Genomic DNA, 20,655 nt, shown 5'->3' with positions numbered 1-20,655 from the left:
TTGTACGGTCGGGTGGCCGCCGAGGCCACCCCGGCATGCGCGCAAAGCGCCGGCCAGGAGTGCTAAGGTGCTGCGGACGACCACCGCGGCTCCGCCGGAGCCGGTGCACCGGGAGAGGATCCAGGCAGAAAAATGGCAACGACGCTGGCCTTCGATGTCTACGGCACCCTGATCGATACCCACGGCGTGACCGAGGCGCTGCGCCCGCATCTCGGGGATCGGGCGCTGGCCTTCGCACGCGGCTGGCGGGAGCGTCAGTTGGAGTACGCCTATCGGCGCACGGTCATGGGCCAGTATGCGGATTTCTCGGTGTGCATCGCGGACGCCCTGGACCATACGGCACGCTCGTTCGGTCTGAGCCTGAGTAGCGGTGAGCGTGATGTCCTGCTCGGCAGCTATCAGCGCTTGCCGGCCTACCAGGAGGCCGAGCTGGCTCTGCGCGAACTCCACGAGGCCGGCTACACCGGCTACGCCTTTTCCAACGGGAGCCGTGAGACGGTCAGCAAACTGCTCGGGGACAACGCCCTGCGCACCTACATCGAAGATATCGTCAGCGTCGAGGTCGTGGAGGCGTTCAAGCCCAGCCCCCGGGCCTACGACGCGTTCCTCGCCGAGGCGGGCAGCCGGGCCGAAGAGACCTGGCTGGTCTCGGGCAATCCGTTCGACGTCATCGGAGCCCGTGCCAGTGGCTGGAACGCGATCTGGGTGCGGCGTCTGCCTGGGGCGGTTTTCGATCCCTGGGGCCCGGAACCGAATGCAACCGTGGCATCGCTATGCGACATCCGGCGTGTTCTGCCGCCGGCCTGACCCCCGGCCGCTTGCCCGGCGCTACCGGCTGACGGAGAATCAGGGGCCATGGCAAAGTTGCTGCTCAACCTGCGTGGTGTGCCCGAGGATGAGGCCGATGAGGTGCGCGGTCTGCTCGAGCAGTACCATCTGGACTACTACGAGACCCCGCCCAACCGCTGGGGCATCACCCAGGGAGGCATCTGGCTGCGCGATGCCGAGCAGTACCCGCAGGCCAAGCGTCTGCTCGACGAGTACCAGCGGCGCCGTTTCGAGCGGGTGCGTGGCGAGCACGAGGCGATGCGCCGGCGAGGGGAGCTGGAGACCGTTACACAGCGCATCCTGCGCGAGCCGCTGCGCTTTCTGATCTATTTCCTGCTCATGGCGGTGATCCTCGCCTTCATGACGATCCCCTTCCTACATCTGGCGTTGAGTGGGTGACCATGCGAACAGCCCCCAGAAATCTATTCGTTGCGGCTGCCCTGACGCTCTCGGCCGTCACCACGGCCGGAGCCGGCGAACAGGCGGTCGATTCTCCGGAGACGCTGGCGGAGCACCTGGCGGTCATGAACGCGCTCACCGTCAAGGGGCGCACCATGCGCGACAGCGAGATGGGCCACCCGGCGTATGACGATACGCTCAGCGGCAGCCTCATGGGCGCCGTTGGCGAACGCTGGCTGGCCCTGCTCGAGGCGCTGGACGCCTCCTATCGTGAAGGTGCGGAAGAAGGGCTGCGGGGCGCCGAGCCGCGGCATTACGCTGATGCCACTTACCTTTACCACATGCACCACAGCGCCGGTCGTTTCGAAGAGCACGGACTGTTCGACCCGATCACCCACGCTCCGTCAGCGCTCCTGGTCGATAACGGACGCTTCGTTATGGAGTCGCTCCAGGAGGGCGGGCGGTTCCACACCGATGCCGGGCAAGGGACATGGACCCCGCAGAGCATGGCCTACGGTCTGGACGCCTTCCACGGGGTGGCCTACGCCTGGGTGCGCTGGAAGAAGCCCGGCGGAGCGGACGACATGGGGCTGCTCAGCGCCGAGCAGATGCGGGAGTGGTTCGGGCATGAGGTTCCCGAGGCGCTGATGGTGGCCCGTGACGCCGCGCAGGTCCTCGACGAGGCCTGGGATACCGGAGCGGGTACCTACGATCTGGGCGACGGGCCGGTTTGGGAGCTCGATGCCCTGGGGTCGTTGATCCGGGGCCATAAAGGACTCTACGAGCTACTGTACGTCTTCGGGGATGAAGAGGATCAGCGGCAGGCCGAGCGCTTGTTCGAACGCGCCGCGCGCCTGGTTGAGGCCGTGCTGGGCGAGGACGGGGTGGCCGAGCCCTGGGGGCTGCCGGCGCGGGTGCGCTTCGAGGATGGTCACGCGCTGGCGGACAGCGACCGTGTCGACGTCCAGGCGCAGTGGCGCTGGGTGCACCATCTTACCGGGGGGTTCGCGCTACTGCGCGAGAACGAGGGCACCAGCCGCTTCCTCGAGCGCCGGCGCCCCGGGTTGAGCGAGGAGATCGGTGCGGCCATTGACCGGCTCATTGAGGGCGCGCTGGTCCATCAGCTGATTGACGGTCGCGTCGTCGCCAGCCTCGATTACACCAGTGGCGAGGTGCGTGATCGTGACGCATCCGTGGAAACGCGTGCGGCTCTGGTCATGGGTCTGGGGAACGGCTACGCTGCCGGGGAGAGCTTTCCTGGGCCCGGGGACTGGGAAGAAGCGGATGCGCAGGCCGAAGAGCGGACCCGCGCCGTGTACGACGTCATCCTTGGGCATGGGCGGGGGCTCTCTGGTAGCATGACTGAGACACGATGACGCGCGAGAGTACTTAACGATGCAGGTAGCTAGTGAAAAGGTCGTCACTTTCGATTTCACCCTGACCGGGAGTCAGGGCGAGGTGATCGACCAGTCCCAGGGTGGCCATTTCGCCTACCTCCACGGGAGTCAGAACATCATTCCCGGGCTGGAGAAGGCACTGGATGGCAAGGCGCCGGGCGACGAGCTGAACGTCACCCTGGAGCCGGCCGAGGCCTACGGCGAGCGTGACGAGCGACTGATGCAGAGTGTCCCGAAGGAGGCGTTCCCCGAGGGGGCCGAGATCAACGTCGGCGAGCGTTTCCAGGCTCAGGGGCCGGACGGCAGCCCCATCCCGATTACCGTGGCCGAGGTCGGTGAGCAGGAAGTCACCGTGGATGCGAACCACCCGCTGGCCGGTGAGACCCTGAACTTCGACGTCAAGATCGTCGATGTTCGGGATGCCACCGATCAGGAGCTGGAGCACGGGCATCCGCATAACGACGCCGCGTAACCGCACCGGACCGGACAAGGCCGGTACGTAAAAAGGGCCGGTCCCGCTGCGCGGGGCCGGCCCTTTTTAATTGCGGACGGTGGCTGTGCCGGCTCAGACCCGGAACCGTCCGACCTGGTCGCGCAGGTCCTCGGCCAGCTGGGAAAGGCGCTGTGAGACCTGACCGGTATCCTGCACGGAACTGCGCGTTTGCTCGGCGGTATCGCTGATCAGCGTCAGGTTGCGGTTGACCTCTTCGGCAACCTGGGATTGCTGTTCCACCGCGCTGGCGACCTGGCTCGTCATGTCCTCGATCCGGGCAACCACCCGGGTGATCTCCTCGAGGGTACTGCCGGCAGCGGAGGCCTCCTCAACAGTGTTTTCGGCCTGCTCGCGGTTGCGCTCCATGGCCTGCACCGCTTCCTGGGTGCCGTTCTGGATGCCCTCGACCATCTCTTGGATGTCTCCGATGGAGTCTTGGGTCTTCTGCGCCAGCTTGCGTACCTCCTCGGCGACCACGGTGAAGCCGCGTCCGCTCTCGCCGGCACGTGCCGCCTCGATGGCCGCGTTGAGGGCGAGCAGGTTAGTCTGATCGGCGATGCCGCGGATGACCTCCAGGACTTGGCCGATGCGGGCGCTCTGCTCGTCGAGGGCGCGGATGGCATCGGCGGATTCACGGACATTGCCCGCCAGCCCATGAATGGCCTCGATGGTGCGGCCGGCCCCTTCCTGACCGTGTCGTGACTGCTGGCTCGCATCCCCTGCCGCGGTGGCCGTGTCTTGGGTGTTGCGGGCGATCTCGTTGATCGAGGCACTCATCTGGTTCATCGCCGTGGCTACCTCGGAGGTGCGCTCCTGCTGGTTCTGCACCCCTTGCTGGTCCTCGTCGGCGCTGCGCTGGAGCTGCTCCGTGGCCGAGGCCATCTGTGCGGCAGAGTCCTGAACGACGCGGACCATCTCCTGGATCTTGTCGACGAAGCGGTTGTAAGCGGCACCCAGCTCGGCGATCTCGTCGCGGCCATGGGCGTCGAGCCGCCGGGTGAGGTCGCCGTCGCCGGCCGCGATGTCCTCGAGGCCATTCACGGCGGCGCGCAGGCGGGCGGTGAGGTGGCGTGAAACCGCCGCGGCCAGGCCGATGGCGACGAGCAGGGTCACCGCCAGACTGCCCGCCGTGACCCGTGCGGCCTGTGCCTGCTGTGCCTCGGCCTGCTCGATGTGCCGGTCGCGCTCGGCCTCGAGGATATCGCGCAACTCGCCGAGCTGGTTCTGGAAGTTCTCGCGCACGGATCGGGCCTGTCCGTGGTAGAAGGCCTCGGCCTCATCAAAGCGGCCCGCCTCCTGCAGCTCGACGATCCGCTCACCGGCCTCGTGGAGCGCGATGTGCGGTTCCTCCAGGGCATCGACGGCCTGGCGCAGCTCTTCGCTGGCCGACTTGTAATGCTCCGAATCCTGATAGTCGTAGAACCACTGGCCGAAGGCGCAGGAGGTGAAATCGAGCTCCCCAGAGAAGGTCTCTTCGAGCAGGAGGCTGTCCGCCATGTCGTTGGTCCAACCCAGGTGGTCGACCTCGCGTTCAACGAGCATGGCTGACTGCTCCATGTACGCCATGGCTGCTCGGTTCTCGGTGGCTGTGTTCTGCAGGGCCGAGTGGGCAAGCAGGCCACTGACGGCCATGAGGATCACGATCAGGCCGAAGGAAAAACCGAGTTTGTAGCGCACGGGCCAGCTAGCGAGCATTGGATAGATCCTCTCCTTGCCGTGGGTGCCTCCTGCGCGAGCAGCGGCCGCCGGGCACATTACCACGCGAGCCGGAGCCGATCAGGGAGGTCCCGGATCATGCGCCAATGTGCCACGTTGTGATGCCGAGCGCCGCCAGTTTCCCCCTGCCGCGAGGGGTTGCGGGAGGGCGCTCGAATCTGGCGTAGTACAGGCGTCCGTAACGCCTCAGGGAAGAGGCGCGGGTTGGGTTGGTCGATGACGGCCTCCCAAGAAACCTCAGGGACGAGGGTAGAACCATGGATTCTAAGCGCAGGGATTCGGCCCGGGGGCGGGCCCCCGGGCGCACGGACGGTTGGTCCGCCGTGCCCACATCGTTCCCGCTGATACCTCCTGAAACCACGCGCGCCCTGTATCTAGGGGCCCTGCTGATCACGCTCGTCGGCCTCATCGCCGGGTGCGCACCCCGGGTCGAGCTCGACATGACTGCCGGGCCCCGGCTCAATCCCGGGCCTGGGGGGGAGCCGCTCCCGGTACTTCTGCGGGTCTATCAGCTCGATGACCGGACTGCTTTCGAGGAGGCCGAGCGGCCGGCGCTGGCCCGGGACGACGCGGCCGTGCTGGATGGCTGGCTACAGCGGCGCGAGCTGATCCTGCAGCCCGGTCAGCGCCAGGAAGTGCAGCTGGAGATGGATGACGAAGCCAGTTACCTGGCGCTGGCTGTCTTCTTCCTGGACGTTGAGGCCGAGCGCTGGCGCCTGCTGGAGCCGCTCCCGGACTCCTTCCTCGGGCTGCGTCCCGGTCAGCGGCTCACGCTCGCGCTGGACGGCGGTGCGCTCTGGGTGGGGCGCGACGCCGAGCGCAAACGGGCCGCCTGGCCGCGAGACGAGGCCACCGGGCAGCGGCGGTCGGCGGGGCGCTGAGATGGACACCACGGCACTGCTGCAAAGGCCGGTTTGGGCCGAGGGCGTGTTGCTGGGGCAGCAGCACTTTCAGTGCTGGGACCGCTATCTCGAAGCGGCCCAGGCATTCCGGCTGAGTGTCGCTACCCCCCACGCCTTCGGGTTGCTCAGCCTCGCGATTGAAGGCGGGCCCCTGGAACAGGGGGTCTTCCGGCTCCAGGCGTGCCAGGCCCTGCTGCCCGACAGGCGGTTGGTCGCCCACGGCCACGCTGATCCCCTTGAGCTGGATCTCGGCGGGTTGCCGGCGCAGGGAGGCGTCATCTATCTGACCTTGCCGCGGAATGATCGTGTCCGTGATCTGCCCGGTTACCGGGAAACCGGCGGCGGCGCCGCTTGGCGCCCCCGCTTTGCGGAGCTTGTCGATCACCATGACGAGCAGCGTGAACGGGAGGTCATGCTGGCTTCGCCGGAGTTGGCGCTGGGTGTGCAGCCGCCTTCCGGCGCCCGGGTGGGAGTGGCGGTGGCGCGGGTGGTCCCGGGTGAGTCCGCCGGCTTCCGGCTCGACCCGGACTTCCTGCCGGTGGCGTGCCGGCTGGACGCTGCAGACGGTTGGCAGGCGCTGCTCGGCCGCGTGACGGCCCGGGTGGAGAATCGCTGTGCCCGCCTGCGTGAGGAGCAGGGGGCGGCCGGCCGTGTCGGTGCGTTCGAGCCGGGAGAGGTGGCGCGACTGCTGCTGCGTCAGAGCCTTGAGCCGGCCGCCGGCGCCCTGCGCTCGCTCCGGGCCAATCCCGGCAGCCACCCCTGGCAGCTCTACGACACCCTGGCGCGTCTCATCGCCGCGCTCTGCGCGCTGGTCGAAGCTGCGTCGCCCGCGGAGATGGTACCGGTCTACGATCACCAGCGCCCGGAGGCGGTTTTTGCCGAACTGGAATCGGCGCTTGGGCACCTGCTGGATCAGGCCATGCCCCGTCAGACTCGGGGGATTCGTCTGGTGCGCGAGTCCGAGGCCGTGCTGGTTGCCGAAGGGGGTGAGGATCCCCTGGCCGAGGGGTGGACGTTCTTTCTCGCTGCGCGTCGGGATGCCGCGCCCGATGCCGGCTGGATCGAACGGCTCCCGGCGGATCTTCGCATCGGGACACGGGAGGCACTCGAGCGCCTGGTGGCCGCCGGGGCGGCGGGAGTCCGCCTGAGTCATTGCCCCAGGCCGCCCGGGCAGCTGCCGGTCAAGAGCGGTTACGAGTACTTCCGTCTGGAGCCGGCCGGCAACCATTGGGATCAGGTCCGGCGCGAGCAGACGCTGGCCGTCTATCGGCCGTCGGAGCTTGCCGATCTGCAGCTGGAGATGGTGGCCCTGTGCGAGGAGGTCTCCCCATGAGCGCCGCACCCGAAGAAGCGCGCCGGGGGGATCCGTCGCCGCTGGTCAATATCGCCGAACCGCTGCTGCTCGAGGCGGTGGCTCTGCGCCAGGGGTGGGGCGGAGTGGCCGGCGATGCAGGGATGCTGCGCGAGCGGGCCCGCCAGACACTTCGGCGCCTGCGTGAGCGGGGCCAGGCCGATGGGCTGGGCGGGGCCGCCCTGGCGGATGCTGAACTGGCGGTTACAGCATTTGTCGACGAGGCGGTGATCGCCTCGGCGCACCCGGAACGGGCGGCCTGGCTGGCGCAGCCGTTGCAAGCCGAGCGCCTCGGCGAGCGTTCCGCGGGCACCCAGTTCTTCGAGCGGCTGCAGGGGCCGCGGGAGCAGGCGCCACCGGATGCGGTGCTCGAACTCTACCTGGCCTGCTTGTGGCTTGGTTTCCAGGGTGTGCATGCGCTCGAGGAGCAGGCGCTGCTTGACGAATATCGACGGCGCCTGGGGGAGTGGCTGGGTGAAGGCCGAGCTGCTGGGGCTCTCCGCTCCCCTGTGCCACCTGATCGGGATGGAGAGGGGCACCGCGTAGGCTGGTTCTGGTCGGTAGTGGCCGCTCTGGCTCTACTGCTGCTGGCTTACCTCCACGCCGGGATGCAGATCGAGCGGGCCGTCGGTACCGCCATGGAGGAGATCGAGGCCGCCCGCGAAGTCGTTCCGGAGGCTGCACCATGAGTGAGCCAGTGACGGTGGATGGGGCTGCCAGCGGGGCGCGGAGGCTGTCGCCCCTCCTACGCCGGCCGCTGGTGTGGTGGGCTTCGGTGGCGGTGCTGCTCGCTGCGGGGGCCGTCTGGTTCGGCCTGCCGCGGGTCGGCGTTGAAGGCGTGACGCTGCGATTGGCGGGTGTGCTGGCGTTGCTCGGGCTGGTCGGCGCCCTGCTCGGGGCGGTGGTGCTTGTTCGCGGCCGGAAGCGGGAACGACAGGTGCCGGGAGACGAAGCCCTGGCTTTGGCTGCGGCGATGGACCGGCCCCTGAGCCTGCTTGACCGTCCGACCGGAACAGTGTTCTTGGGGACCGCCGGTCGGTATCGCGTTCCCTGGTACCTGCTCATGGGAGCCGGCGAATCGGGAAAGAGCACTCTGATCCGCAGCAGCGGCCTGCATTTTCCCTACGACGACGATGAATGGCTGTGCGCCCGTGGCGAGGGAGGGACCGGGTGCTGGGACTGGTGGCTCACGGATTGCGCGCTCTTTCTCGATACGGCCGGGCGCTACACGACGGAGCCGCCCGAGCAGACAGGCTGGCACGATCTCCTGCGCCTGCTGCGCCGCGCTCGGCGGCGTCGCCCGGTGGACGGGGTGCTGGTCACGCTCTCCGCCGATGAGTTGAGTGCCCTGGATGCATCGGGCCTGAGGCGCCGTGCCCGGGTGCTTCGAGAGCGCCTCGCCGAACTCGAGCTCCGTCTGGGGGTCCGGCCACCGGTGCTCCTGATCGTGACCGGGCTGGATCGCCTCTCCGGCTACGAGGCCTTTGTGACAGCTGCCGGGGGCGGGGCGTGGTCCGGGCCCTGGGGGGTTGCAGCGGCGGACGCCGAGAGCGACCCGGGTCGGGCGGCGGAGCGGTTGCAGGCTCAGGCCGAGGGGGCCCGTCGGGCGGTGATGGCCACCTCCGCCGGGGAGCGGGATGCGACCGGGGTGTTCGCTTTCGCCGCCGAAATGCGCGCAATCACCGGACCGCTGGCCGATCTCCTGCGCCTGCTGCAGCGCCGTGACCCTTACCGTCGCCCGCCCGCTGTGGAGGCGGTGTATCTCACCGGCAACGCGCCCGGGCAGCCGAGCTTGTCCCCGGGGCTATTCACCGAGGGCGTCGTGCCGCTGGCGAAGCGGCTGCGCCCGACACCTTCGCGACGATTTCGCAGACGTCTTGTGCAGGCGGCGCTGTTTACCTGTGTTCTCGGGGGCGTTGCGCTGTTGGCCTACGGCACCGCTGAGCGGTATCACGACCGTCTCGCCCAGAGTGCCGCGGTCGCGGAGGGCGCGGCTGCCGTGGCCGAGGCGATGGCGGCCGGAGACCGACACCCTGGTGCGGCATTGGAGGCGGTCAACCGGCTTCAGGCGCTTGAGGACAAAATCCGGGGGGAGTCCGGGGCGGAGCGCGAGGTGGTCCTGGCGCTGGATCCCGGTCGCAGCAGCATCGCCGAATTGCAGGCGCGCTTGCAGACGCTGCTGATCGATGTGGCGGGAGAGCAGCTGCTGCCGGAGGCCTTGCAGGTACTACAGCTGGAACTCGAGGGCTTCGTCGACGAGTGGCCGGCCCTGGAACCGTCGGAGCGTGCGGCGCGCCGTGATGCGTATCGCGAGGCGCTGGCGGTCTGGCTACGGCTATCCGGCGAGCAGGTGCCCATCGGGGACGACCGGGCTGCCTGGCTCCTGGCGCGCCTGGTCGCCGCTGAGCAGGGGCTCGCGACGCCAGGGGTGGACGGACCGCTGGCTCGGGGACTCAAACGGGCGCTGGCCGATCGGTCGCAGCGGGTCGCTGCCCGTGGCCGCGTCGATACAGCGGCGCAGCGCCGCCTGGTGGAACAGGCGCGGGAGCAGCTGCGTACCCCGCCGCGGCCGGAGGCGATCAAAAGGCGCCTGCTTGCAGAGGCGGCCATTGATCTGCCGCCTCTGACCCTGGAGGCGATGGCCCCCGGAGGTGCCTCGGCTGTCTGGGTGGCTCAACGGCCGGTTGCAGGCGTCTTCCGGGGCGAGGCATGGGGAAACCGGCTGCAACCGGCGCTGGAAGAGCATCTGGATGCGCTGCGGCGGCCGGATCCCGTTCTGGCCCGCGGTGAGGCGGAGGCGCTCCGACCGGCACAGGCGCGTGCCCTGGCAAAGGCCGTCGAGGCCCGCTACCTGCGCGCCTTCGTGGATTACTGGCTGGAATGGTTCGAGGCGTTGGAGTGGCGCTCGGCGGAGGGCGTGCGGGAGCAGGTCGTGCAGCTGGAGAAGGCGGTCGAGGGCGGGGCGCTGGCGGCTCTGCTCGAGGGTGTTCATGGCCAGTTGACTGCGCACGCGGACGCGGATCCGGTGGCGACGCTGGGTCAACAATTGGGGCGTTCGCTCGGCCGCTATCGACACGATCCGAGGGGCCGGGAACTGCTGACGCTGGTGGCACCCGACGACGACGGAGAGGTTCCGCCGCTGGCCGAGGTCGGGGTGGCGCTCGGCGCAGCGGCCGATCAGCTCGAGGCACTGGCCTCCGCGGCGGATCCCGGGGAGGAGGCGCTGAAGCGGGCCGCCCTGGCCCTGAGAGGGGACGAGGAGCGCTGTTCGCTGCGTGCCGCGGAGGGCGCCTTCCGCCAGGCCGTACAGGCCGCTTCGGGGCCCGTGCAGCGAGCGCTGGAGCCGCTGCTGCTTGGAGGTATCGACGCCGCTTGGTTGCAGGTGCGGGCGGAGGCCGCCGCGGAGCTTGAGGAGCGTTGGCAGGTCGAGGTGCTCGACGTCTACCGCGACCGCCTTGCCGGCCGGTTCCCGCTGGAGGCCGACGGCGCCGATGCAGCCCCGGGCGACTTCGAGGCCTTCTTCGCGCCGGAGCGGGGCACCCTCTGGGTATTCAAAACTGAGGAAATGGCGCCGTTCCTGCGCGGTGCCGATGGTCAGGGCGGTGAGCGGCGTTGGCGGGGTGCCGGGCTGGGCATCGCGGCCGAGGTGACGAAGGCCCTCGACGCTGCCGCCCGGATCCGGGACGGGCTCTTTGATGAATCCGGTCAGGCGCAGCTGCGCTATCGCGTGTCGCCGGTTGCCAACGCTGACCTGACCGACATGCGCTGGGAGTCGGAAGGCGAGACGCTGCGCTATCGCAACGGCCCCCCGGTTTCGGTGGACCTGAGTTGGTCGCCGTCCTCGCCAGAGCCCGGGCGTATTGCCGCTGTCTCGGCACACGATGGTGCGATGCGCGATGTTGAGGCTGACGGCCCCTGGGCCCTGTTCCGCTTGCTGAGCCGCGCCGATGAGCGCGAGCGGCTCCGCTCCAATGCCGTTCGGGCGCGCTGGGCCCTGCACGACGGACGGGAGGTTTCGCATCAGGCGGTGGAGTTCGTGCTGCGGACCGAGCGCAGCACGCCGTTGCTCCATTGGGGTGATCTGACCCGCTTTCGGCTGCCTGCCCGGTTGATCGAGAGGGAGGGGGCGTGAGCGACGAGTGGCAGACCGAAGCGCCCGAACATGCACTGGGACTGCCGGGGCGCGTCCTCGCGGCTTTGCCCGGGGCGGAGGCGTGCGGACAGGATCCCCGCCACGGTGAGCGGTTCGGGCGTCTGCGCGAGGCGGTTGAGCGCCCGGGCGGGGTGGAGTTCTCCGCGGTAGCCGAGGAAGCCGTGGCTCTGCTCGAGCACGAGGCTAAGGATCTGCGCGTGCTCGGTTATCTGTGTCTGGCTGAGCTCCAGGCGCGCGGGGTTCCAGGGTTCCGCGCCGCGCTGGCGGCACTCCACGGTTGCCTGGTCGCATTTGGTGAGCGGCTCCACCCGCAGCGGGACAGTGGCCGGCGGGCGGCGATCGAGTGGCTCTGCGGGGGACGCATGCTGGCGCTGCTTGACCGGGCTGACGGGCGCGAGGATACGGATCAGCTCCGGGGGTTGGAGGTCGAGCTCGCGCGGCTTGGGGCTGAACTCGAGCGATGGTGGGCCGATCCGCCGGCCTTGCGGCCGCTGCGCGACTGGGTGGAGGCGCAAAAAAACGTCGTCGCGGTGTCCGCCGAGCGGGCTGCGCCGGAGGCACGGGAGCAAGCAGGTGATGACCGTGTGGTGCGCGGTCCAAGTAGTGGACAGGAGCTGGCCAGGCAGTTGCGGGAGGCCGTGGAGTACTTGCGCGGCGAGGGCGAGTGGTTGGCGATGGCCGCCCTGGCTCGGGCCTGGCGTTGGGGGCGGCTTGCGCCGCTGGGGGCCGCCGAGGGGCGTCTACGTATCGAACCGCCCCGCCAGCCGGCGCTGACGGCGATGCGCACCCACTTCGCCGAGGGATCCTGGGAAGCGGCGTTCCTGGCTGCCGAATCAGTCTTCCTGGAGCCGGGCGGACACCTGCAAATGGAGATTCAGGCCGTCGCCGAGCGCTCGGCAACGGCGCTCGGGCGTGACGACATCGCCGGGTATATCCGGGCGGCCGCCGCGGAGTTGCTCCGGCGCCAGCCGGATCTGCCCGAAATGCGCTTCAGCGATGATAGCCCGCTGGTGCCTCCTGAGCAGATCGCCTGGGTTAATGAGCGCCTTGAGCCGGCGGAGGGGCCGGGTCGCCGCGAGGCCGATTACGCGCCCGTGGAGCTCGAGGAAGTGCTCGCGCTGACGCGCCGTGAAGGGCTCACGGCGGGGCTGCGCCGGATCGACGCCAGCCCGTCTCGCACCGGACGTGAACGTTGTGCGCGGGAGGTGATCCGGGCCCGTCTCTGCCTAGATGCCGGTTACCCCGGCCTGGCCCGAGCACGGCTCGAAGCGCTGGAGGCCGAAATCGAACACCGCGGGCTGGAGGAGTGGGATCCGGATTCGGCGCTGGCCGTTTGGCGGGTGCTGGCGCTGGTCCTGCGGGCGAGTGAGCGCGACGGTCAACTGGAGTCCGAGCAGGCGCGGCGACGTCTGCTCGACCTGCGCCAGCGAGTGGCGCGTATCGACCTGGAGGCGGCGATCGCCTTCCCCTGACCGGAGCGTGACAGCTCCGGTGGAGTCCATCGATGCCAAGGAGCAGGCCATGGAGAGCTTTCAACAGGAAGTGCCGAAGTCGCGGGTGAACATCACCCTCGATGTGGAGACCGGGGATGCCCGCAAGACGCTGGAGCTACCCCTGAAGATGCTGGTCCTGGGCGACTTCAGCAACGGTCAGGCCAGTGGCCGGCTGGCTGAGCGTGAGCGGGTCCCCATCGACCGGGGCAATCTTGACGCCGTACTCGGTGATCTCCATCCGTCGCTGCAGGTGACCGTGCCCAACACCTTCCGTGCGGATGGCTCGCAGATCCGGGTGTCGCTGAGCTTCGACGGTTTTGATGCCTTCACGCCCGAGGCCGTGGCGCGCCAGATCCCCCAGGTGAACAACCTGCTGGCGATGCGCAACCTGCTCAAGGATCTCAAGTCCAACGTCCTTGACAACGCCCGTTTTCGCCGTGAACTCGAGCGTATCGTGCAGAACCAGCAGGAGCTCGAGGGGGTGATGGGCGAGCTCCAGCAGATTGCTCCCCTACAGACCGGCGAGGGCGGCGATCATGGCCCATCGGGGGCGGCGACGGACACCGATGGGGAAGGGCAGGAGTGAGCCATGACGGAGCAGACCGAGAACAGCGCCGAAGCCGCCCCCGAGGCGAGCTACGCCCGCCTGTGCCAGCTTGCCGAGGTCGAGCCGGTCTCCGGGGCCCTTGAGATCGCGACCTTTCAGGACTCCGCGGTCATGGCCGACATCCCCTCGGAAAGCCGTTTGACCGCGGCGTTGCAGGTCTTTCTCGATTTGGCCAGTCAGGATGCCGAGCTGGTCGAGCGTATCGACAAGGCACTGCTCGACGAATATATCGCCCGCATCGATGCCGCGGTGAGCGAGCAGCTCGACGCCGTCCTTCACCACCCGGAATTCCAGCGCGTCGAAGCGGCCTGGCGCAGCCTGCGCTTCCTGGTCGAGCGCAGTGACCCGAGGGCGAACATCAAGCTGGAACTGCTCGACGTCTCCAAGGAGGAGCTGGCCGGGGAGCTCGAGGATGTTACGGACATCACCCAGTCGGGCCTGTATCAGCACGTCTATGTTCAGGAGTACGACACCCCGGGTGGTGAACCGCTGGCCGCCATGGTCTCCAATTACGAGTTCGACTGCTCAGCGGCGGATATCAATCTGCTCACGGAGGTGTCGCGGATCGCGGCAGCGGCCCATTGCCCCTTCCTGGGAGCCGTTGGCCGGGACTTTTTCGGCAAGGCCTCCCTCGACGAGGTGGTGCGAATTCCGGACATCGCCAGCTACCTGGACAAGGCCGAATACGCTCGCTGGCGAGGCTTCCGGGACACCGAAGATGCCCGTTACGTCGGTCTAACCTTGCCCCGGTTCCTGCTGCGCCTGCCCTATGGGCCAGACAACCCCACTCGCGCCTTCGGCTATCGGGAAAACGTCACCGGGCCGGACCACGACCGCTACCTCTGGGGCAATGCCGCTTTCGCCTTCGCCGCCAACATGGCGCGTTCATTCAAGGCCCACGGCTGGACGGTCAACATCCGCGGACCGGAGTCGGGTGGCAAGCTGGAGCAGCTGCCGATTCACGTCTTCGATCTCGGGCGCGGGGCACAGACCAAGACCCCCACTGAGGTGCTGATCTCCGAGAACCGCGAGCTCGAGCTGGCCGAGGCCGGCTTCATACCGTTGAGCTTCTACAAGAACAGCGACTACGCCTGCTTCTTCTCGGCCAACTCGGCGCAGCGCCCGGCCCGTTATAGCAGTCCGGCGGCCACGGCGAACGCCCGGATCAATGCCCGGCTTCCGTATATCTTCCTGGTCTCCCGCCTGGCCCACTACCTGAAGGTCCTCCAGCGGGAGAACATCGGTTCGGCCAAGAGTCGGCAGGATCTGGAGAACGAACTCAACGACTGGCTGCAGGGGCTGGTGACCAAGATGCAGAATCCCGACCCCGATCTGGTGGCCACCCGTCCGCTGCGCGAGGGGGCTGTCGAGGTCGAGGAGGTCCCCGAGAACCCCGGTTTCTACCGGGTCAACATGTCGGTCATGCCGCACTTCCAGATCGAGGGTATCGACCTGAAGCTCTCGCTGGTGTCGCAGCTGCCGACCTAAAACCGCCAAGGCTCAAGGAAGAGGAGGCGAAACCATGGCGATTCCCGCTTACATGTGGCTCAAGGACGATCAGGGCAACGAGATCGAGGGTTCGGTCACCGTCACCGACCGCGAGGGCAGCATCGAGGTACTCGGTTTCGAGCACGAACTGCGCATCCCCACGGACAGCGACACGGGGGCCCTGACCGGCACGCGCAAGCACGAGCCCTTCGTCTTCACCAAGGCCTTCGATGCCGCTTCGCCGTACCTGTACAAGGCGTGCAGCAAGGGGCAGACGCTCGAGGAGTTGGTGCTGAGCTGGTACCAGATCGATGAATCGGGCAACGAACAGGAATACTTCCGGCACACCCTGAACGACGTGAAGATCACCTCGGTCCGCCCGGTGATGCATAACGTCAAGGAGGCCGACAAGGAGCGCTTCCCGCACATGGAGCAGGTGGCGATCCGCTACGGCCGCATTACCTGGGCCTACGTGGACGGAAACATCGAGTTCTCGGACTCCTGGACGGAGGCCCGCTGAAGGGTCGGGAGCGCACGCCGGGGCCGCTGGCCCCGGCCCGGCTCGGGAGGTAGAACGTGACCGAAGGGTTGCTCGATGTGCTTGAGGGTGTCGGCGGGCGCACGGCCCGCCCTGCCCGGGCGGGCCGGCACAACCGCCGCTCGAGTGTTGCCCGGCACATACTCCGGCTGCTTGGGGCGCGCCGCGGTCGCCCGGCGCACCTGGCCGGATACGGTCTGCCGGATCTGTCGTCGCATTACCACGATCTGGACGGTGCCGCTGCGTGCCTGGCCGAGGCTGCCCGCGAGCTGGTTCCACGCTATGAGCCGCGTGTGGCGAGGGTGGCGGTCCGGGCGTGGCCTGCACCGGTGGATGCGGGCTACGTGCTGGGGTTGCGGTTGTATGCGCAGCTTCACTGCGGGGATGGGGTGACGCTGGAGTTGGCGGTGGACGGGAACGCCGCCGTGCATCTGCTGAACGGAGATGAAGATGGATCTGAGGCGTGCGTTTGAGCAGGAGATGCGCCGGCTGAGTGAGGCCGGCGCGGCCTTCGCCCGGGCCTTCCCGACGGAGGCGCGCATGCTCGGTTTGGAAGATCCCAACGATCGTGATCCGTATGTGGAGCGACTCCTCGAGGGAGTCGCCTTTCTGACGGCCGGTGTCCACGCCGAGCTCGCCGCCGGGGTCGAGGATCTCCATCAGCAGCTGCTGCACCTGGCTGCCCCGGAACTGGCCGAGCCCTGGCCCAGCGCCACGGTGCTGGCGTTCTCGGCGGATGATGCGGTGGTCGAGCCCGTAGCGTTGCCGAGAAACACTGAGGTTTGGTCGGCCACCGAGTGTGCCGAAGGGGTGGCGATTCCCTTCGTGACGCTTGCGGCCGGAACCGTCGAACCCATCGAGGTCGAGCGCGCCGAGTGGTTGCCGGGTGACGAGGGCGGCAGCGAGGTGCGCTTGGTGCTTCGATTCTCGAAAGCCGACGCTGGAGCGCCCGAGCCGCCGGCGAACCTGCCTCTGTTCATCGACGCCGAGGCGGGTCTCTGGGAGCGCCTGCGTGCGGCCCTGCTGCACGGCACCCGCCGGGTGCGGATTAGCCGTGGTGACGGGGAGCCGGGGCGGATCATCGGCGGTGGAGAACTGCTGACCCCGTGGCCGGTGGCGGGTGTCCAGGCGGGGGCGGGCGAGCCGATCGTCGCCGCTCTGGACCACTTTCGGTGTTTCTTTCTGGCCCGGCCGCTGCTCGCTTTCATCCAACTGAGGGGGTTGGACGGGGTGGAACTGCCGGCAGGGAGTCAGCGCCTGGAGGTGCGTTGCGAAATGAACTGGCCTGCGCCGGCTGCCGCGGCGGGGGTGCAGCAGCTGCTGCGTGCCAATTGCCTGCCGGCCGTCAACAGTGGGTCCGCCGAAGCCGAAGCGCAGTGGATCGAGGGTGGCCCGGGGCCTTATAGCGTGTGCAGTGACGCCGATGGCCCTGGCTGCCGCATCGTCCACCAGGTGCTCGACTTGCGTTTGCGGGAGGCGAGCAGTGGACGAGTTCATGTGTATCAACCGCCCTGGCAATCCGGGCTGGACCCGGAGCCGACTGGGATGTTCCGGGTCCAGCGTCGCCAGCAGGGGGGCGGCGAGGATGTGGCCGTGCGCCTGGACGCCCCGGCGGGTCCGGGTACGCTCGGGGCCCGGGTGCGGTATTCGCACGGCGATCTGCCGCGGCGCTGCCTCGGCCGGGGCGACGTCAAGCAGCCGGGGACGGGGGTGCCTGACGGGGTGGCGGTGACCAACCTGCGGCGGCCGAGTCGTTTCCAGTGGGCCGCTCTGGAGGTCGGCCGGTTCCAGGCGTTGTCCCGTCTGATTCGGGGCGATGCGGAACGATGGGCGACCCGGGAGGGCATTTTGGAACTGGTCGCTGCTCTGGCGGATGCGCCGAACAGCGCGGCGGCCGAGGCCTGTCGGGCCGCGTTGCGCGATGTGACCTGCCGCCCGACGGTTCGGGTTCGGCAGGGCGTGGTAGAGACGGGGCTGCATGTGGTCCTGGAGCTCGACCCGCGACCGTGGCGGGACCCGGGTGAGGCGTATCTCTTCGCGGAGGGGGTTTATCGGGTGCTGGCCGCCTGGGCGCCTCTGGATCGGTTCGTGGTCTTGGGGTTGCGCCTGGAGACCGGCGATGAGGTCGCGCAGTGGCCACGGAGCTGAAACCGGCGGAGTCCGCCGTGGCGCGGGTCGTGACCCGGGGCGCGAGGCTGGGGCTGCGGGAGGCAGTCTGGCAGCTCGAGCAGGCCGGCCTGTCGGCGCTGGGTGCTGGCGAGTCCGGTCCGGGGTATCGCATCGAGCCGGCGGCCGAATGGACCTTCCCGGCAGCTGAGATCCGGCGCTGTCGGCGGGTCGGTGACCGGCGGGTCGTGATCGAGGCCAACGTGCTGGCCCTGCTCGGGGCGGAAGCGCCGCTACCTGGCTACTGGCTGGAGTTGGCGGCGCGCGAGGATCCCGTCGGTGAGCGGATCCGTTCCCTGCTGCGCACGCTGAATGCCTCGGTCTATGCGGGGTTGCTGGCGGGGTGGCGGGCGCTGGACGGGCCAGCGTCGTCCGCTCCTTGGGCACAATCCCTGGCGGCTCTCGGAACCGTGCCGGAGCGGGGGCTGGGCGGCCTCGATCTGCACCTGGCCCGACGTCCGAGCCGTGCCGGCCTGCGTTGCCTGTTGCAGCGGGTGATTGGGGAGCAGCGAGTGGCAGTGGCGGACCGGCAGCCGGTCGCGCAGCGGCTTGACGAGCGGCCGCTGGGCGGCGGACAGGCGCCGCGGCTGGGCGATGGTTGGGGGCTGGGCGGCGTTGCGATGGTCGCCGGCGGGCTCGTGGGTGTGCGGGTGGGGCCGGTGCCCCCGGCCACTGCGTCGGCGCGGGTTGAACAGGCCCGCGCCAGGCATCTCGGGGCGTGGTTGCGCCGCTACCTCGGGCCGGTGGCGCAGGTCCGCGCGCGCATCATCGCCGCCCCGGGCCGGTTGCCTGCGTGGTACCTCGGCGCGTCCGCGCCCCTCGGCGCGGCCACGTGGGTCGGCGAGTGGGCGGCTCGGGAGACGTCCTTGCCGTTCCCGGTATCGGTGTCGGCGGCTCCCGAGGCGAGCGCGAGAGGAGAGCGGAGATGATCAGTCATACCATGGAAGGCAAAGGCGCTGGACACGCCCTGTTCGGGATCCGACTCCCCGGAGTGGACCCGGCAGCGCTGCAGGTCGAACGGGTTGTCGGCCAACAGGCCCTGGAGGGCCTTGATCGCCTCGAGGTACGGGTGCGCGGTCCGATCGGGGATGAGGCCCACGGGTGGCCCGGGCAACTCGTGGCGGTCACCCTGGGGCAAGGGGATACCGCGCAAACCGTACATGGGTTTGTCAGCGAGGTGGTCCTGACCGGTGATGGCCCAGGACCGAGGGTGGCCAATCTGACCGTGCGCTCGCCGCTTTATCCGCTGACCGGCTCGTTCCGTCGTGCGGTCTATCGGAATTGCTCGGGGGTGGAGATCGCCCGCGATCTCCTGGACGGTGCCCTGCCCGGTGGCGTGTCCGTCGCGGTGGGCGTGGAGCGCTCGCTGCCGCAACGGCCTCTGGTGGTTCAGGGCGCTGCGGATGACCTGGCTTTCCTCGGCCGGGTGCTGGCCCGGGATGGCTGTTTCGCGGTGGTCCGGGATGCCGGAGGACGGGCTGAGGTGCGCCTCGTCGACCACCTGGCGCGGGCCGGTCTGGAGGATGTGGGGTTGGCGTGGTGTGCCAGCGGCGGACCGACGCCGCCCACGCGGGCGGTCATCTGGGATGTTGCTCATTGTTGCAGCCTGCAGCCAGGGCAGGTGCGGGTGGGCGGTTTCGATCCGGCGTTGCCCGATGGCAGCCGTGATGCCACGGCGGGCGGCGAACGGCATCGGGCGGCCGATCCGCTGCTTGGGCTCTACGGAGTTACCGCTGGCGGCGAGGCGGCCCATGCGGAGTGGGCAGAAGGGGTGCGCCAGGCGGCGGAGGTGCGGCGGCACCGGGTCGTGGCGGGTGTGGGGACCCCGGTGCTGCCCGGGATGCGGGTGGTGATTCGCGGGCACCCGGAAGCCGCCCTGGACGGCGTTTACTGGGTGTACAACGTCGAGCACGAGGGCGATCAGAGTGCCGCCATCCACGGTGGGGGCGGCGTGGACCGGGTGGATTACCGCGGGCGGGTGGAGCTCCTGCCCCTCGATGCGGGCTATCGACCAGCGCCGGTCTCCCCGCCCGCCGTCCCCGGCGTAACCGTGGCACGCGTGGCTGGCGGTGACCCGGGGCGCGCGGAACTCGACGAGGCCGGGGCGTACCGGATTCGCCTGGCCGATGAGCCCGAGTCAGACGGTACCCCGCAGGCCGCCCCGCCCGGACCGCCGGTCTGGGCGGTTCAGCCGAGCGCCGGTGCCGACCATGGCCTCCACCTGCCGCTGCTACCCGGTACCCGCGTGGCGGTCGCGGGGTTGCATGGCGATCTTGAGCAGCCGGTCATCCTGGGGGCCCTCAGCGGTCAGGACCAGCCGGGCCCAGTGAGCAGCGACAACTCCCACCAGCACCTAATCGAGACCCCGGCCGGGCAGCGATTGCTTCTTGATGACCGGCCCGGGGCCGAGCGCGCGGAACTGGCGGTGGGCGAGGCGGCCCGGTTGACCCTGCAGGGGCGCGAGGATGCGCCGGGCGCCGCGCTCGAAGCCCCCGACGGTTGCCTGGAGTTTGCAAGTGGTGGCGAGCAGCGTCTGCGCAGCGGCGGCGATCAGCGGCTCGATGTGGCCGGGACCTATCAGGTGAAGGTCGAGGAGAGTTGTCACCTCGAGACGGAGAACGGGACATTGCGCTGGTTCGCCGGGGAGACCCTGCGCCTGGAGACTGGCCAGGGGGATCTGCTCCAGGAGGCCGCGGAAGGGGAGGTGGGCCTGGAAGCGGCGCAGGCGGTATCGCTGGATGCCGGCTCGGGGTTGCGGCTGGTCACCCGGCAGGGAGACGGCGACTGGCGCTGTGAAGGGGGAGCCCTGCACCTGGAGGCGGCCGGCGATGTCACCCTGGTGAGCACCGGCGGCGGGCGTCTGCAGGTCGGCGACGGGTTCGGTTTGCGCGTCGAGGACAGCGGTGAGGTCCGCCTGGAAGGGCAGCGGATTGAGCTCAGCGCCGACGAGGTGGTGATCGCCGCCGCCTGCATCGAGGAGGGGCGCTGATGGGGGCCGTGCCGCAGCCTCGTCCGTGGGCCGAGCTGGAGCTGGAAGGGAAATGCCACCCGCTGCGGGAGCTGTGGGGTGAGGAGATGCTCTCGCAGCCCTTTCGTTTCCGGGTCGCGGGGTACACGGCAGCGG

General features: G+C 69.1%; 17 protein-coding genes. 16 read left to right on the top strand and 1 reads right to left on the bottom strand.

Going from position 1 to position 20,655, the window contains the following annotated elements:
- Window positions 1-132: 132 nt before the first annotated feature.
- The 4 genes from CCR79_RS01230 to CCR79_RS01215 are packed head-to-tail and all read left to right on the top strand — an operon-like array spanning window position 133 to window position 3,096.
- Window positions 133-807 carry a haloacid dehalogenase type II gene (locus tag CCR79_RS01230; RefSeq protein ID WP_201167817.1) on the top strand — a complete coding sequence of 225 codons (675 nt, stop codon included), beginning with the start codon at window positions 133-135 and terminating at the stop codon, window positions 805-807.
- Between the two features lie 48 nt (window positions 808-855).
- Complete coding sequence (locus tag CCR79_RS01225; protein WP_201167814.1) at window positions 856-1,227, top strand: DUF6164 family protein; 372 nt, start codon at window positions 856-858, stop codon at window positions 1,225-1,227.
- Window positions 1,228-1,229: 2 nt separating this feature from the next.
- Window positions 1,230-2,603 (top strand): hypothetical protein, encoded by a 1,374-nt coding sequence (locus CCR79_RS01220; protein ID WP_242510769.1) that lies wholly within the window; start codon window positions 1,230-1,232, stop codon window positions 2,601-2,603.
- Window positions 2,604-2,622: 19 nt separating this feature from the next.
- On the top strand, window positions 2,623-3,096 hold the full coding sequence (locus tag CCR79_RS01215; protein WP_201167811.1) for an FKBP-type peptidyl-prolyl cis-trans isomerase: 474 nt from the start codon (window positions 2,623-2,625) through the stop codon (window positions 3,094-3,096).
- Between the two features lie 93 nt (window positions 3,097-3,189).
- On the opposite strand, the gene CCR79_RS01210 is transcribed toward CCR79_RS01215, so the two are convergent.
- On the bottom strand, window positions 3,190-4,812 hold the full coding sequence (locus CCR79_RS01210; protein WP_201167809.1) for a methyl-accepting chemotaxis protein: 1,623 nt from the start codon (window positions 4,810-4,812) through the stop codon (window positions 3,190-3,192).
- Between the two features lie 278 nt (window positions 4,813-5,090).
- Here CCR79_RS01210 and tssJ point away from each other — a divergent pair, with 278 nt between their 5' ends.
- The 12 genes from tssJ to CCR79_RS01150 are packed head-to-tail and all read left to right on the top strand — an operon-like array spanning window position 5,091 to window position 20,520.
- Window positions 5,091-5,714 (top strand): type VI secretion system lipoprotein TssJ, encoded by a 624-nt coding sequence (gene tssJ / locus CCR79_RS01205; RefSeq protein WP_201167807.1) that lies wholly within the window; start codon window positions 5,091-5,093, stop codon window positions 5,712-5,714.
- Window position 5,715: 1 nt separating this feature from the next.
- On the top strand, window positions 5,716-7,068 hold the full coding sequence (gene tssK / locus CCR79_RS01200; RefSeq protein WP_201167805.1) for a type VI secretion system baseplate subunit TssK: 1,353 nt from the start codon (window positions 5,716-5,718) through the stop codon (window positions 7,066-7,068).
- Window positions 7,065-7,775 carry a DotU family type IV/VI secretion system protein gene (locus CCR79_RS01195; RefSeq protein WP_201167792.1) on the top strand — a complete coding sequence of 237 codons (711 nt, stop codon included), beginning with the start codon at window positions 7,065-7,067 and terminating at the stop codon, window positions 7,773-7,775. The genes tssK and CCR79_RS01195 overlap by 4 nt, the downstream gene beginning before the upstream one ends.
- Window positions 7,772-11,218 (top strand): type VI secretion protein IcmF/TssM N-terminal domain-containing protein, encoded by a 3,447-nt coding sequence (locus tag CCR79_RS01190; RefSeq protein WP_201167789.1) that lies wholly within the window; start codon window positions 7,772-7,774, stop codon window positions 11,216-11,218. Before CCR79_RS01195 ends, CCR79_RS01190 begins: the two co-directional genes overlap by 4 nt.
- Complete coding sequence (locus CCR79_RS01185; RefSeq protein ID WP_201167784.1) at window positions 11,215-12,711, top strand: type VI secretion system domain-containing protein; 1,497 nt, start codon at window positions 11,215-11,217, stop codon at window positions 12,709-12,711. Before CCR79_RS01190 ends, CCR79_RS01185 begins: the two co-directional genes overlap by 4 nt.
- A 19-nt stretch (window positions 12,712-12,730) precedes the next feature.
- Window positions 12,731-13,318: a type VI secretion system contractile sheath small subunit gene (gene tssB / locus CCR79_RS01180; protein WP_238636453.1), complete on the top strand. Its 588-nt coding sequence runs from the start codon at window positions 12,731-12,733 to the stop codon at window positions 13,316-13,318.
- A 3-nt stretch (window positions 13,319-13,321) separates the two neighbouring features.
- Entirely contained in the window at window positions 13,322-14,827 is a 1,506-nt protein-coding gene (tssC, locus tag CCR79_RS01175; protein WP_201167778.1) for a type VI secretion system contractile sheath large subunit, read from the top strand.
- A 34-nt stretch (window positions 14,828-14,861) separates the two neighbouring features.
- Window positions 14,862-15,347 carry an Hcp family type VI secretion system effector gene (locus CCR79_RS01170; RefSeq protein ID WP_201167775.1) on the top strand — a complete coding sequence of 162 codons (486 nt, stop codon included), beginning with the start codon at window positions 14,862-14,864 and terminating at the stop codon, window positions 15,345-15,347.
- 56 nt (window positions 15,348-15,403) lie between these two features.
- The gene (tssE, locus tag CCR79_RS01165) at window positions 15,404-15,838 is read left to right on the top strand and encodes a type VI secretion system baseplate subunit TssE (RefSeq protein ID WP_201167772.1); all 435 of its coding nucleotides are present in this window, start codon (window positions 15,404-15,406) and stop codon (window positions 15,836-15,838) included.
- Window positions 15,816-17,513 carry a type VI secretion system baseplate subunit TssF gene (locus tag CCR79_RS01160; protein ID WP_201167769.1) on the top strand — a complete coding sequence of 566 codons (1,698 nt, stop codon included), beginning with the start codon at window positions 15,816-15,818 and terminating at the stop codon, window positions 17,511-17,513. Before tssE ends, CCR79_RS01160 begins: the two co-directional genes overlap by 23 nt.
- Window positions 17,498-18,460 carry a type VI secretion system baseplate subunit TssG gene (locus CCR79_RS01155; protein ID WP_201167766.1) on the top strand — a complete coding sequence of 321 codons (963 nt, stop codon included), beginning with the start codon at window positions 17,498-17,500 and terminating at the stop codon, window positions 18,458-18,460. The genes CCR79_RS01160 and CCR79_RS01155 overlap by 16 nt, the downstream gene beginning before the upstream one ends.
- On the top strand, window positions 18,457-20,520 hold the full coding sequence (locus tag CCR79_RS01150) for a contractile injection system protein, VgrG/Pvc8 family (protein WP_201167763.1): 2,064 nt from the start codon (window positions 18,457-18,459) through the stop codon (window positions 20,518-20,520). Before CCR79_RS01155 ends, CCR79_RS01150 begins: the two co-directional genes overlap by 4 nt.
- The last annotated feature ends 135 nt before the right edge of the window (window positions 20,521-20,655 follow it).

The sequence above is a fragment of the Halorhodospira halophila genome (assembly GCF_016653405.1).
Taxonomy (GTDB): Bacteria; Pseudomonadota; Gammaproteobacteria; order Nitrococcales; family Halorhodospiraceae; genus Halorhodospira; species Halorhodospira halophila_A.
Note: the sequence above shows the minus strand (reverse complement) of the source record. Positions and strands in the feature narration are given on the sequence as shown.

Bases quoted from the DNA above. Each gene is read 5' to 3' on its own strand.
- tssC (WP_201167778.1), top strand. From the start codon at position 13,322: ATGACGGAGCAGACCGAGAACAGCGCCGAAGCCGCCCCCGAGGCGAGC.
- CCR79_RS01210 (WP_201167809.1), bottom strand. From the start codon at position 4,812: ATGCTCGCTAGCTGGCCCGTGCGCTACAAACTCGGTTTTTCCTTCGGC.
- CCR79_RS01220 (WP_242510769.1), top strand. From the start codon at position 1,230: ATGCGAACAGCCCCCAGAAATCTATTCGTTGCGGCTGCCCTGACGCTC.
- CCR79_RS01195 (WP_201167792.1), top strand. From the start codon at position 7,065: ATGAGCGCCGCACCCGAAGAAGCGCGCCGGGGGGATCCGTCGCCGCTG.
- CCR79_RS01170 (WP_201167775.1), top strand. From the start codon at position 14,862: ATGGCGATTCCCGCTTACATGTGGCTCAAGGACGATCAGGGCAACGAG.
- CCR79_RS01150 (WP_201167763.1), top strand. From the start codon at position 18,457: ATGATCAGTCATACCATGGAAGGCAAAGGCGCTGGACACGCCCTGTTC.
- CCR79_RS01160 (WP_201167769.1), top strand. From the start codon at position 15,816: ATGGATCTGAGGCGTGCGTTTGAGCAGGAGATGCGCCGGCTGAGTGAG.
- tssJ (WP_201167807.1), top strand. From the start codon at position 5,091: ATGGATTCTAAGCGCAGGGATTCGGCCCGGGGGCGGGCCCCCGGGCGC.
- CCR79_RS01230 (WP_201167817.1), top strand. From the start codon at position 133: ATGGCAACGACGCTGGCCTTCGATGTCTACGGCACCCTGATCGATACC.
- CCR79_RS01225 (WP_201167814.1), top strand. From the start codon at position 856: ATGGCAAAGTTGCTGCTCAACCTGCGTGGTGTGCCCGAGGATGAGGCC.
- CCR79_RS01190 (WP_201167789.1), top strand. From the start codon at position 7,772: ATGAGTGAGCCAGTGACGGTGGATGGGGCTGCCAGCGGGGCGCGGAGG.
- CCR79_RS01215 (WP_201167811.1), top strand. From the start codon at position 2,623: ATGCAGGTAGCTAGTGAAAAGGTCGTCACTTTCGATTTCACCCTGACC.
- tssK (WP_201167805.1), top strand. From the start codon at position 5,716: ATGGACACCACGGCACTGCTGCAAAGGCCGGTTTGGGCCGAGGGCGTG.